Here is a 13,077-nt window from a genome sequence, read left to right on the forward strand (position 1 = left end):
CTATTCTACCGTGGAGCACGCCAGGAAATCACAGCCGGGTGTGACAAGCGCGAACGGTGAGATTTCATTCGTCTGCTTCTCCGCCCGGTGCGAGAATGATCCACCTGCGCAAACGCACCCCCGGCCGCGCGCAAGCGCACATTACCTATGCCCATCTCTCATTCTCTCGAACAGAAACTCGCAAGCTGGCAGCAGGCGGCAGTCATTGATGAAGCCACAGCCGCGCGGATTCGTGCCTACGAAGAGGCCGAGACGCACGGAACCGCACGCTGGCAGGTATGGCTGGCCATCACCTTTGGAGCCATCATGGTCGCCGCCGGCGTGCTGCTCTTCGTGGCCGCGCACTGGGACGAGCTTTCGCCCGGTCAGCGCTTTACCCTGGTCATCATTCTGACCGCAGCCTTCCACCTGGCGGCTGGAGCCGTTGCCGACCGCATGAAGCTGCTGGCCACGGCGCTGCACGGCGTCGGAACCGCAACGCTTGGTGCTGGAATCTTTCTCGCCGGGCAGATCTTCAACATGCAGGAGCACTGGCCCAACGCGGTACTGATGTGGGCCATCGGGGCGCTCATTGCGTGGGCAATTCTTCGCGACGTAGTGCAGTCAACCATCGCCGCGCTGCTCTTCCCTGCCTGGATGATCTCCGAGTGGTCGCAGCGCGCCCTCCACTCCCCAAAGGAAGAAGCACTCATCACGCAGTTTCTTACCGTGCTGGCCCTTGTCTACATGGGCGCCGTGCTCCCCGGAGAGAACAGTTCGTTCCGCCGATCGCTGAACGTCATCGGAACCATTGCTTTGCTGCCTGCCACCATCTGGCTCGCGGTTTGGCGAGGTGAGTCTTACTACTGGCGAATGAGCCGGCCACTCTCACCGGCAATGCTCTTCTTCGGATACCTGTGCGCGTACCTGCTGCCGCTTGGCCTGGTGTGGCTCCTGCGCCGGAAGTCAGCCATCTGGCCAATTGGTTTTGCAGTGTGGGTGCTGGTGATGGCGCAGGTGCCGAAAGATGACGTCTTTTCCGACCTGTTCGCCTACGCCTGGTGCGCCCTCGGCTCCATTGCGCTGGTCTACTGGGGCGTGCGAGAGGCGCGCAATGAGCGCATCAACCTTGGCGTGGCCGGCTTCGCCATCACCATCTGCGCCTTCTACTTCTCCACGGTCATGGACAAGCTCGGGCGCTCAGCCTCGCTGATTGCGTTCGGCCTGCTGTTCCTGCTCGGCGGCTGGAAGCTCGAACAGTTCCGCCGCAAGCTGACGGCAAAGACGCGGGAGGTAGCGCGATGAAGCTCTCCAAGATGAGTCCGATGACGAAGGCCGTGGCCGTGGCGCTCATCCATGTGCTGCTCGTGGCGTCGGTCGGTGCCAAGCTGCTCTATGACCGCCAGCACTGCCCGCGCACCTGGTTCAAGGCGCGCCAGTTCGACCCCGACCTGCCCATACGGGGCCGCTACCTGAGCCTGCAACTCGAAGTCAACGATCCTCGTCCGCAGGAAGTGATCGCCGCCGAAACCGAGCGGATGTTGAAGTCGGTGAGAAAACAGGATGTCCAGCTTCAGTTCACATCCGAGACAAAATGTGGCGACCTCAATGTTCCCCGGTCTTACGCACAGCCCATCGCCGACGTTGTGAGCGATAAGCAGTGGAATTGCCCGGAACACCTGCGCTTTGAGGCCATCTACCGCCCAGGAAGCTACGAGCTGTATCTTCGCGCCCCGGTGCTCTACTTCATTCCTGACACCGCCAAAGACCCGCTTCGTGAGCATCGCGACGAGCAGCTCTGGGTGCTGGCCACGGTACCGAAACAGGGGCCGCCGCGGCCGATCGCGCTCGGTGTCAAAAAGCCGGAAGAGAGCGTCATCCATCCGCTCGACCTGCGATAACTTCTCGTCCTCCCCAAAAGCAGACGCAAAACAGAAAAGCCTCCGCCAAGCGGAGGCTTTGATCTTTGTTGCGGCAGCTGGGCTGCACGGTTAGGACAAGGCGCGCCCAGCGCCCTGCATGCCAACTACAACTCTCGTCTCATCCACAACGGGGCCGGGCAGCCAAATTGGCCGCCGCCCTTGGGCGTTACTTCTGCTCTTTCTTCGCGTACTTGCGGCGGAAGCGCTCGATACGGCCAGCGGTGTCGAGCATCTTCTGCTTGCCCGTAAAGAACGGGTGGCAGGCAGAGCAGATTTCAACGTGGAGATCTTCCGGGTTGGTAGAGCGCGTCACAAACGTGTTGCCACACGCGCAAACCACCTTAACCTCGTGATAATTGGGGTGAATCGCTGCTTTCATGTCTATTCGAACCTCTGGTGCAAACATCTGATGATACCGTGTTTTGCCCCGCACGCGCAACCCGCAGCCCGTTTCAAGCGGGTTAACTCCTTTACTGCCCGAGCCTTCCCACCTCGCGGCCCTCATCGTCGTAGACCCGAGCGGCGTCCTGAGGGCTGTCCATTTTGCGGGCGGCCGCCAGGCAGGCTTCGCGGAAGCCGCCAAAATCGCCCAGCAGAAGTTGCTGGCCGTCCTCCGTGGTCAGCACGCGGAACATACCCTTGGGCGCTTGCGTCAGGTAGCTGGCCACGGCTATCGCTTCCCCGCCCGGCGCAAGGTGTTCACCACCTGGAACAGGAACGTGGCTCCGCCGCAGACAGAGGCGAACGGAATGGCGAAGCGCAGGTAGGCCTGCCGCATGTCCGGCTGCGAGCCGTGAATGGCCGCGCCGAAGATGGTGAGGAAGATGCCGGTGGCCAACCCGAGAGCCATGCCCAGGGCGGCGAACAAAACGGTGAGGAACAGGATGCGAACCAGCGCCATCAGAAAGCGCACGAACCAGCTCGGCTGGCGCACGGCGGCTGCGTCGGAGGGTGTCATGCCAACAGCCTACAACAAAGCCCGCGCCGGAACCATGCCACGATTGCGCCGCGCTGACGCAGAACTTCTGCGGCGCATGGAAACCTAACCTAGGGTGATGCCACGCACAAACGGCCATCCGCTCGCGCCATACTCGCAGGCGCGCGAAAACGGGGCGCGGCGCCTATGTCGTTCGCCGGCCCCGAAAGTGTTTCAGGCTGTACTTAGCGAGGCTGATGGCTGATACGGCCGGTGGCGGAGAAAAGTTCAGCGCGCACTCGCAGCCGACAGAACGGCGCCTGGCACATCTTCTTCGCGCATGCGGCAAACACCCGCCAACAGCAACAACGTCCCAAGCGGGCAAGCAAGATGTGTGATCGCGGCAAGCGGCGTCAGAACCGAGAGGCAGCTGAACCAGGGCACTTCCTGGAAGCCCAGCAGGAGAAATCCTGCAACCATCAGGCGTTCGGCATCCGTTGCTCTACGCTGCTGGCAGTTGGCGGCAATCTTTACCAGAAGCGGCAACGTCACCACGGCCGAATAGCTGTACACCAGCGCCGGAAAGGAGATCATGAGCGGGAGGAATCGCGTCCAATCGAATTTTTCAGCGGCAACGCGTGTACGGACCAGCACAAAGAGAGCAGCAGCGATCCACACCGCACCGTACACCATCTTCCACGGCGGCTGTCCGCCAAAAAGCAGCGAGAAATAAACCGCCGGGCTCAGATTCTCATCCGCGCGCCATACGCCTGAGCGCCCCAGAACCGCGTGCGCAAACGATGGCAGCAGCCATGCGAACGGAAGCTGCACCACAACGAGCGTTGTCATGGAAATCAGCGCTGACTTCCATTGCCTTCTCCACAGCAGCACCGCAACAAACAGCGCGCTGTAGATTTTCACTGCAACGCTCAGTCCCAGCAGAAGTGCGCGGACGACGGGGCGGCGCGCGATGAGAAACCCGCTCAGCAGAGCCAGCACGATGCCATCGGTGTTTCCGCGCTCCACCAGAAAATGAAGCGGGTAGAACAGCAGCACCACGCCGTCGAGTAGATACAGGTTCCAGCGGCTCAGTTGAAAATGGCGGCCTAACCAATGGGCGGAGCCAACCACGAGCGCCAGGTTGACCACCGCGAACAGCCGCACCGCCCATTGCAGCGTTGCCCACTGGAAGAGGAAACCCGGCAGGAAGGAAAACGGCGGCGAAAACAATCGCCCGCGCAAATACGGATCGATCCCTTTACTGTAGTCTTCGGCTGCCAGATAAAAGTCGCGATAGTCGAGGCCAAAGCTGAGGTGCTCCGCCAGCGCCCTGGCTGCGCCGGGCAGCAGAAGCAACGCCACAAGCACCATCGCCTGAATTGCAAACGCGGCAAACATCCATGTCAGCACGGCATGGCGCGGTGCGGCCGGGGCTGCATGCACCGGCTCCGAATGCTCGCTGACTATCTCCCGCGGCCCCAGGGCTGCCATACGGCCCACTATACCGCACCGGTTTCGCGGCGAGTGCAAGCATTCCCAACGGCTCTTTGCGGAGAGAAAAGCCTGCAATAGAAAACGGCCGCTGCGTGTGCGGCGGCCGTCTCCAACTTCTGCAAACAGACTCGGGTTAGATATCCAGGTTCTTGACCTCGAGCGCATTCTCCTCGATGAACTTGCGGCGTGATTCCACGTCTTCGCCCATCAGCGTGGAGAAGATGTTCTCCGTTTCGGTCAGGTCCTCGAGCTTCACTTCCAGCAGCGTGCGGCGTTCGGGGTCCATCGTGGTCTGCCACAGTTGCTCGGCGGTCATTTCGCCCAGCCCTTTGTAGCGCTGCACGCTGTACTCCTTCTTGCCTTCGCCGAGTACGTACTCGAACAGCTCGCGCACCGTCTGCTTCTCGACGATCTCCGGCTCGCCCGACTTGCGGCGCGGGGCGCGGATGTTCTTCGCCTCGGCCTTGGCCAGATCGGCCTTCTCGGCGTCGCTCAGCTCCTCGTCGTGGTTCTCCTTGGCGGCCTTGCCCACGGTCTCCACCACATACGGAGCCTGCATGTACTGTTTGATCTTGTCGAACTTGTGCATCATCTGCCGGTACTCGGGCGAAGCGCACAGCTCCCAGTTCAGCTTATGCTCGGAGCCCTGCGCGTTCACAAAGCGCACGCCCCACAACTCGTGCTCCTCGTCAAAGTACTTCTCCGGCTTCGACAGGAACTCGAACTGCTTCTCCAGCTTCTGCACCTCGGCTTCCAGCTTCAGGATCTTTTCCGGAGCCGCGTCGGCCGTGCCGCTGAAGTCTTCCTTCTTCGTCAGGCCGAGTTCAGGCAGCATCTCGGTGATGATCTCGTTGCGGACGCGCTTGTTCACCTTCTCGTAGAAGGCCAGGTACTCGTTCAGGCTGGTCATGAACGAAGCCAGCGCCGCACCTTCCAGCTTGGCCGCGCCTTCTCCGTAGCGGACAATGATGCCCTCGGAGGCGCGCTTGACCATCACTTTCACAAACTCGCCTTCGTTCTTGATGTACTGCTCGAATTTGCCCTTCTTGATGCGGTAGAGCGGCGGCTGCGCAATGTAGACGTTGCCGCGCTTGATCAGCTCCGTCATGTGGCGGAAGAAGAACGTCAGCAGCAGCGTGCGGATGTGCGAGCCGTCGACGTCGGCATCGGTCATCAGGATGATTTTGCCGTAGCGCAGCTTGGCAACATCGAAGTCTTCCTTGCCGATGCCCGCGCCAAAGGCGGTGATCATCGAGCGGATTTCCTCGTGGCCCAGCATTTTGTCGTAGCGCGCCTTCTCCACGTTCAGGATTTTGCCGCGCAGCGGCAGAATGGCCTGGAAGCGGCGGTCGCGGCCCTGCTTGGCGGTGCCGCCTGCGCTCTCGCCCTCGACCAGGTAGACTTCGCAGCGCTGCGGGTCGCGTTCGCTGCAATCGGCCAGTTTGCCCGGCAGTCCGCCGCCGTCGAGCGCGCCCTTGCGGCGCGTGAGGTCGCGGGCCTTGCGTGCAGCTTCGCGCGCGCGGCTGGCTTCAATCGCCTTGTTGATGATCTTGCGGGCCACCGTCGGGTTCTGCTCAAAGAACGCGCCCAGCCGCTCATTCACGAACGCCTGCACAATGCCGGCGATGTCGGAGTTGAGCTTACCCTTGGTCTGGCCTTCAAACTGCGGCTGCGGCAGCTTCACGCTGACCACCGCCACCAGGCCCTCGCGAACATCATCGCCCGAGAGGTTTTCCTTCACGTCCTTGAACAGCCCCAGCGACTGGCCGGCGGCGTTGATGGTGCGCGTCAGCGAGGTGCGGAAGCCGGAGAGGTGCGTGCCACCGTCAATGGTGTTGATGTTGTTGGCGAAGCTGAAGACCGTTTCGCTGTAAGCGTCGTTGTACTGCATGGCGATTTCCATGGCCACGCCGTCGCGCTCGGCTTCCATGTAGATCGGCTTTTCATGCAGCACATTCTTGCCGCGGTTCAGGTGCTTGATGAACTCGGCGATGCCGCCCATGTACTTGAACTCGGCGTGCTTGGCCTCGCCGGTCTTGGCGTCCATCGTGCGCTCGTCGGTCAGCGTGATGATGAGGCCCTTATTCAGAAAGGCGAGTTCGCGCAGGCGGTTGGCCAGCGTGTCAAAGCTGTACTCGGTGACCGTGAAGATCTCCGGGTCGGGATGGAAATGAATGCGCGTGCCGGTCTTCTTGGTGGCGCCGCCGCGCTTCAGCTTCGTCTGCGGCACGCCGCGCGAGTAATCCTGCGTCCACACGTAGGGGCCTTCGCCCTTCTCATCCGGACGCCAGATCTCCACGTTGAATTCGTCGCTCAGCGCGTTGACGCAGCTGACGCCGACGCCGTGCAGACCGCCGGAAACCTTGTAGGTGGAGCTATCGAACTTGCCGCCCGCGTGCAGCACGGTGAGCACCACCTGCACGGCCGGAACCATCTCGCCGTCGTGCTCCATCGGACCAACCGGAATGCCGCGTCCATCGTCGTCCACGGTGATGGAGTTGTCGTCGTGGATGGTGACGGAAATCTTGGAGGCAAAGCCGGCCAGCGCCTCGTCCACCGAGTTGTCTACGACTTCATAGACAAGGTGGTGCAGGCCCATTTCACCGGTCGAACCGATGTACATGGCCGGGCGCTTACGCACAGCTTCCATGCCGCCCAGAACTTTGATCGAGTCGGCTGTGTAGCCGTTCTCACCGTTGGTTCCGTTGTTCTTCTTGGTTTCTTCCACGATGTTGTTGTTCTCTTTTCCGACAGAGTTTGCAGGCTTTGAAGACATTTATTTTCCACAACAATTCTACCATATTTCGGTCTCTGCCGAAAGCTCATAAATATATGGGGAACAATAGCTTACGGGTGGTCGAAACAGGGCGTCCAGGTTTTGTTGACAGAGGTTGCGCCGAGAGGATGACAGGCGAAGAAAAGGCGCATCTAAATTCGCGCTCAATTCCGCTTATCCTCGGTTGCGTTTCGCCTTGGAATGTCATTCCGACCGGAGCGCCGCAGGCGCGGAGTGGAGGAACCTTGTGTTCGGGTGGTCTGTGTGGCCGCGGCGGAAAAACACAAGATGGTTCGACTCCGCGCGGATCTCTGCGAGGCGCGTGCTTCGCTCACCATGACAGCCTGGCGGGATTGAATGCGCCTTCGGGTGCCCCAGGTTCGCGCCTGTTGTTGGCGCTAACCTGGGACGCTGTACTACCCGATTTGGCTGGTGCAGTGCGGGCAGCGGCGCGCTTCCACCGCAATCTCCATGGCGCACTCAGGACACTTCTTCGTAGCGGGTGCGGCCTCGGGAGCGGCGGCAAAGCGCTTCATAAAGGCGTTCATCGGCACCACTACGGCAAAGTAGACGGCGCCCGCCACCAGCAGGAAGCTGATCAGCGCGTTCAGGAAGTTACCCACCATCAGCTTGCTGCCGTTCAGCGTAATGGCCACGGCGGAGAAGTCCGGTTTGCCGACAATGGCCGCGATGGCCGGCGTCAGCAGGTCCTTGGTGAACGAGGTGACCACGGCTCCGAAGGCCGCGCCGATCACGACGCCGACCGCCAGGTCCACCACGTTGCCGCGCATGATGAAATCACGAAATCCCTTGAGCATCCGACCCTCCTGAGGTGCGTAAGCAGCGTCCCCAATGCGATGGCGAAAGAGTAACGGTCACGCGCGCAGAGCGCAACAGGGAAAGTGTAAGGCCGTTGCAATTGCCGCTGAATTCCTGCACAGACTGCACGCCTGACACTGCGCATCCCTCTCGCGGAATGTCATTCCGACCGCAGCGCCGCAGGCGCGGAGTGGAGGAACCTTGTGTGTTGCTCTTTTGCGAAAGAGCGCAACAAACACAAGGTGGTTCGGCTCCGCGTGCGCCTGGTGAGGCGCGCGCTCCGCTCACCATGACAGTACAGAAGAATTTCTCAAGTTAGTTGGCAGGCAACACCGCTGGCGCGACCAGCTTGCACCCGGCCTTCTCCTTCAGGCCGAGTTTGTGTGCGCTACCTGCTGGAGCCGGGCGTTCGACTTCCAACCTGTACCAGTGCTGGAAGAGCGAGGTGAGCTGGGCAAGTTCCTTTTGAGAGGACTTCTTCAGCTTTTCCTCCGAGGCTGCTCCTCCAGCAGAAAAGTAAAATCCGCCGGTCTTTGTAGTGAGTTCGCGCAGAACTCTTTCACCCCGCGAGCCCGCTGGCGAGTCTGAGGGGGAAACGGCGATGACATGAATTCCGGCCGTCATCAGCTTCTTTGTGATCTCCTCCAGCGACAGTTTGCTCCAGGTGTCCTCACCGTCGGTGGCGGCAAAGACGAAGCGCGGGCCCGGGGAGGGGAGGGCCATCAACTTGTCGGCAGCCAGGGAAAGCGCTTCGTAAAAGGCGGTGCCATCCTGCGCCCCTGCCGAATGCAGAGCCTTCAAGATCAACTCAGGATCCGTGGTAAAGCCACTGGCCGCCAGCGGAGTCGACTGGATGAATACGATCGTCCCACGATCGCGTCCCGCGCGAACGATCGAATGGAGAAGGCTTGCCGCAATCGCATCCTGCACGCCCAACACCTGCTTTGCCGACGAGCTGACGTCGAACAACACCACATAATCGAGCGCTGTTTCCGCGGGGAGAGCCGTCAACCTCTTCAACCCGGCACCCGTTGCCGTTATCTTTTCCAGTGTGAGAACCGGAGTAGGCGGCTTCTCGCTGTAGCAGCCTATGAATAACTCCAGGGTCTCAGAGGCAGGGGATACTGCAGTGGATGACTGCGCCGAAAGGCCTGTGGTCGAAAGGAGCAAACTGAAAAGTGCTGCAAAAATCGCCGGGCGGATCATGCGCGGAAGTCTAGGCAGTCCTCAGTGAGGCGTCAACCGGCAAAATAGAAAAGGCGCTTACGGGGAGCGCCTTTTAACCTACAAACCGTAGGACTAACTTGCCTGCGATACTTTTGAACTCAGTGTCGCGGCAAGCTCTGCAAGTGCCGATCTACTCTGAGAAAACTCTTCCCAAACAACCTTCTCTAGCTTGTTGCCATGAGAGAGTCCAGAACCATGAATCGACGAATCCCATCTGCTGAAATTGTGGAGCTTCATCGCTACGCCGTTAGGGTTTCTGTATTTCAACTCGTCATCAGGTGTAGCTGCACGCAGCTTGTTGAGAATCTCGCTAAGCTCAACGACTTTTGGGTTGCCTGCGTTGATCTGTGACCGCGGCACTTCAAAGTAGAGATTCAACGCCAATATCAGCTCGTCCTTCGTCCACTTTGGGTTTCTCATAATCTTCTGGCCTCAGATGCGCATGGGCATGACGACGTAGCGGTACTTGTAGTCGTCGCCTTCGCCGGGGCGGAGCTGACCGGCCGACTGCGCGTCCTTGAACTCGATGCGGACCTCGGGCGTCTCGGAGGACTTGAGGAAGTCGAGCAGGTAATGCGAGTTGAAGCCGATGGTCATGGCCTCGCCATCGTACGGCGTCTCGATTGAATCCTCGGACTCGCCGGTTTCGGTCGAGCTCGAGGAGATGCGCAGCTCGTTCCTTTCCAGGCGAACCTTGATGGCGCCCGAGCGCTCGTCGGCGAACTGCGCCACGCGCTGAATGGCTGAAGCCAGTTCGGCGGCGCTGACCGTGATGGAGCGCGGGTTGTCCTTGGGAAGAACGGCCTCGTAGTTCGGGAACTGGCCGGTGAGCTGGCGTGAGGTCAGCAGGCGAGAACCCACGCGGAAGAACAGCGTGGAGTCGTCCTTGGCGAACTCGATGAACTCTTCGTCGCTGGCGTTGATGAGCGACATCAGCTCGCTCATGGCCTTGCGCGGCACCAGCGTCTTCTGCTCACCCTGCACGGCGAATTCAACGCCTTCCTTCACCACGTGGGCCAGGCGGTGTCCGTCGGTGGCCACCATCGTGATCGACTCGGGCTTCAACAGCAGCAGCGCGCCGTTCAGCGTGTAGCGGCTCTCCTCGTTGGAGATGGCGAAGATCGTCTTGGCGATCATGTTGTGCAGCACGTCGGCCGGAATCTTGACGGCGTCGTTTTCCGGGAACTGCGGCACGCTGGGGAAGTTGGAGCGCGCCATGCCGACCATCTTGGTGTTGGAGCGGCCGCTGCGGATGTTGACCCAGTGGTTCTCCAGCAGCTTGAGCGAGATGTCGCCGTCGCCGAGCAGTTTTACGTAGTCGTAGAGCTTGCGCGCGGGGATAGTGCAGGAGCCGGCCTTCTTGACGTTGGCCGCGCACGAGGTGCGCAGGCTCAGGTCAAGGTCGGTGGCGGTGATGGTCAGCGCGCCTTCGATGGCCTCAAAGAGGAAGTTGGAGAGAATCGGAATCGTCGTCTTGCGTTCCACCACGCCCTGGGTCGCGGTGAGTTCCTTCAGCAGATCAAACTTGCTGACCGTAATCTCCATAGCAGTCCCCTGTGCGATCGCTGTCTCAGCCATTGTTCTCCGCCCTCTCTAGCCCGCCTGGATCAGGCGGTGGAAAATGCCCGCAAAATCGCTTCCAAAGATTCTACGGCATTCTTACGCTTGCACTTATATCAAAAGAAAATCCTGAAAGACCAGTATTAACAAAAGGTCCTCTGGAAAAGGCGTGCAAAAGCTGTCAGAAACTGCAGATAGTGGTGCAGAACCGCAATTGACGCGGAAAACATGCGTTTCCGGGCCGGGTTGCCCCGGATGCTCCGGAAATGTCATTCCGACCGGAGCGTTACAGGCGCGGAGCGGAGGACCCCTGTGTGTTGCTCTTCTGCGGAAGCGCCGGGCAAACACAGGGTGGTTCGACTCCGCGTGCGCCCGAGCGGGGCGCGCGCTTCGCTCACCATGACAGATCAGTATGAGAGGCAAGTTGCCCCGGGTGCCCCAGGTTCACGCCCAGTTGTCGGGCGTTAACCTGGGATGCCGTGATCTGTTGAGCGGGAATCCGTCATTCGACGGTGGGAAGGAATCGCATCCCAGGTTAGCCTCGCTGCGCGAGCCGAACCTGGGGCACCCGCTCGTTCATGCGCAAATGCGAAGGGGCGCGACCGTAGCCGCGCCCCGTGGAATTTCTGCCAAGCAAGTCTAGTTGCTGAGCGTCTCGGTCAGCTTGTTGAGCAGCCGGTTCAGGTCCTTGTCGTCCTTGCGCTGGTTCTCAATCTTCTCAATGGAGTGCAGCACGGTGGTGTGGTGCTTGCCGCCGAACTGGCGTCCAATTTCCGGCAGCGAAGCCTCGGTCAGGTGCTTGGCCAGATACATGGCGATCTGGCGCGGGAAGACAATCTGCCGCGAGTTGTTCTTCGCCTTGATCTCCGGCACGCGCAGGCCGAACTGCTCGCTCACCGTCTTCTGGATGGCCTCGATGGAGACCTTGCGGCTCTGCTGGTCGATAAAGTTCTTGAGCACCTGCTGCGCCGTCTGCAGGCTGATGCTGACGCCGGTCAGCGAAGCGTAGGCGACCAGGCGAATCAGTGCGCCTTCCAGCTCGCGCACGTTGCTGCGGATGTTGCTGGCGATGAACTGCGCGCAATCGTCGGGCAGCACCACGTGCTCGGTCTCGGCCTTCTTCTGCAAAATGGCGATCTTGGTTTCGAGGTCGGGCGGCTGAATGTCGGCGATGAGGCCCCACTCAAAGCGCGAGCGCAGGCGGTCCTCGATCTCGGCCAGCTCTTTCGGCGGACGGTCGCTGGCGATGACGATCTGTTTGTTGGCGTCATGCAGCGCATTGAAGGTGTGGAAGAACTCCTCCTGCGTGCGCTCCTTCTGGGCCAGGAACTGGATGTCGTCGATCAGCAGCACGTCCACACCGCGGAAGCGGTCGCGGAAGCTCACCATCTTGTCGTGCTTGATCGAGTTGATCATCTCGTTGGTGAACTTCTCGGTCGAGCAGTAGTAGATGGCCGCGTCCGGCTGGCGGCGCTTCACCTCGTGTCCAATGGCCTGCATCAGGTGGGTTTTGCCCATGCCGACACCGCCATACAGGAACAGAGGGTTGTAAGCCTTGCCGGGCCGCTCGGCGGCGGCCTGTGCAGCGGCATGGGCAAACTGGTTGCCACTGCCGATGACGAAGGCATCGAAGGTGTAACGCTGGTTGAGCTGCGAGGCTCCGTCAAAGTCAAAGCGCGACTGCGCCGGACGCGCGCCGGCAGCCGCCGGGGCGTTCAGCCCGCCGTTGTGCACCACGGCGGTGGCCGCCGGGTCCTCCGCCGGAGGCAGCACGAACTCCACGTCCTGGAACTCAAGTCCCAGGTCGTCGATGGCTTCCAGAATCAGATCGTTATAACGCTCGCCAATTTGTTGGAACTCGGCGTTGGGCACCTGCACGAACAGCTTGTTATCGGCAGAGTGCGAGAAGCGGGTGGGCTTCAGCCACACGTCGTAAGAGTGGCGGTTGACCTTCTTTTCCAGCGCGTCCAGGATGCGAGTCCAGGGATTAGGCGCAGATGCGTACAAAGTGGACATGAATTTTCAGAACCCAAAGACTGGTTTCGCGAGCATGAAAATCCGGGCGGAAATGCACAGCCCGGAGCGTGGCCCAGCATGGAACCAGTTATCAAAATGTCGTCGTCAAAATTCGAAGCAATCGCGCAGGCACACCCGGGGACTCGAGACTTTCCGCTACGAGGCAACACTTACGGGGAATGCGGGCCGGAACTCGTACGACCGTATCGAATGCTAGCACGAATTCGTGGGGCCGGGGGACGCGAGCCACGAACAAACATGAACGACGATTGAAATGTTTTGCGCTCCGGCGGGCGATGTGTCAAGTGCTGAGTTGCTAACTGTCGCACGCATGGTGCATAAATCTTTTCATCCGCGTCTTTCGTGCT

12 protein-coding genes are annotated in these 13,077 nt (G+C 60.5%); 2 read left to right on the plus strand and 10 right to left on the minus strand.

The window, feature by feature from the left end:
- The first annotated feature begins 147 nt into the window (after nt 1–147).
- Both AC6IZO_RS14080 and AC6IZO_RS14085 read left to right on the plus strand, forming a co-directional pair.
- Nucleotides 148–1,284, plus strand: a complete 1,137-nt coding sequence (locus AC6IZO_RS14080; RefSeq protein WP_497805701.1) for a DUF2157 domain-containing protein — start codon at nt 148–150, stop codon at nt 1,282–1,284.
- Nucleotides 1,281–1,880 carry a hypothetical protein gene (locus tag AC6IZO_RS14085; RefSeq protein ID WP_497805703.1) on the plus strand — a complete coding sequence of 200 codons (600 nt, stop codon included), beginning with the start codon at nt 1,281–1,283 and terminating at the stop codon, nt 1,878–1,880. Before AC6IZO_RS14080 ends, AC6IZO_RS14085 begins: the two co-directional genes overlap by 4 nt.
- Nucleotides 1,881–2,067: 187 nt before the next feature.
- Here the strand turns inward: AC6IZO_RS14085 and rpmE are convergent, their stop codons facing one another.
- The 10 genes from rpmE to dnaA form a co-directional block, all read right to left on the minus strand.
- A complete protein-coding gene (gene rpmE / locus AC6IZO_RS14090; protein ID WP_497805705.1) occupies nt 2,068–2,280 on the minus strand; it encodes a 50S ribosomal protein L31 in 213 nt (70 codons plus the stop codon).
- Nucleotides 2,281–2,371: 91 nt separating this feature from the next.
- Nucleotides 2,372–2,569 carry a hypothetical protein gene (locus tag AC6IZO_RS14095; RefSeq protein WP_497805707.1) on the minus strand — a complete coding sequence of 66 codons (198 nt, stop codon included), beginning with the start codon at nt 2,567–2,569 and terminating at the stop codon, nt 2,372–2,374.
- A gap of 2 nt (nt 2,570–2,571) precedes the next feature.
- Nucleotides 2,572–2,859 carry a hypothetical protein gene (locus AC6IZO_RS14100; RefSeq protein ID WP_497805709.1) on the minus strand — a complete coding sequence of 96 codons (288 nt, stop codon included), beginning with the start codon at nt 2,857–2,859 and terminating at the stop codon, nt 2,572–2,574.
- Between the two features lie 246 nt (nt 2,860–3,105).
- Nucleotides 3,106–4,308 (minus strand): glycosyltransferase family 87 protein, encoded by a 1,203-nt coding sequence (locus AC6IZO_RS14105; protein ID WP_497805711.1) that lies wholly within the window; start codon nt 4,306–4,308, stop codon nt 3,106–3,108.
- Nucleotides 4,309–4,444: 136 nt separating this feature from the next.
- Nucleotides 4,445–7,087 (minus strand): DNA topoisomerase (ATP-hydrolyzing) subunit B, encoded by a 2,643-nt coding sequence (gene gyrB / locus AC6IZO_RS14110; protein ID WP_497805713.1) that lies wholly within the window; start codon nt 7,085–7,087, stop codon nt 4,445–4,447.
- A 416-nt stretch (nt 7,088–7,503) separates the two neighbouring features.
- The gene (gene mscL, locus AC6IZO_RS14115) at nt 7,504–7,905 is read right to left on the minus strand and encodes a large conductance mechanosensitive channel protein MscL (protein WP_497805715.1); all 402 of its coding nucleotides are present in this window, start codon (nt 7,903–7,905) and stop codon (nt 7,504–7,506) included.
- Nucleotides 7,906–8,221: 316 nt separating this feature from the next.
- Nucleotides 8,222–9,112 carry a vWA domain-containing protein gene (locus tag AC6IZO_RS14120; RefSeq protein WP_497805717.1) on the minus strand — a complete coding sequence of 297 codons (891 nt, stop codon included), beginning with the start codon at nt 9,110–9,112 and terminating at the stop codon, nt 8,222–8,224.
- Nucleotides 9,113–9,205: 93 nt separating this feature from the next.
- Nucleotides 9,206–9,553, minus strand: a complete 348-nt coding sequence (locus AC6IZO_RS14125; RefSeq protein WP_497805719.1) for a hypothetical protein — start codon at nt 9,551–9,553, stop codon at nt 9,206–9,208.
- 12 nt (nt 9,554–9,565) lie between these two features.
- Nucleotides 9,566–10,711 (minus strand): DNA polymerase III subunit beta, encoded by a 1,146-nt coding sequence (dnaN, locus tag AC6IZO_RS14130; RefSeq protein WP_497805721.1) that lies wholly within the window; start codon nt 10,709–10,711, stop codon nt 9,566–9,568.
- 621 nt (nt 10,712–11,332) lie between these two features.
- A complete protein-coding gene (gene dnaA, locus AC6IZO_RS14135; RefSeq protein WP_497805723.1) occupies nt 11,333–12,709 on the minus strand; it encodes a chromosomal replication initiator protein DnaA in 1,377 nt (458 codons plus the stop codon).
- Nucleotides 12,710–13,077 lie beyond the last annotated feature (368 nt).

Source organism: Oryzophilus luti (assembly GCF_059726245.1).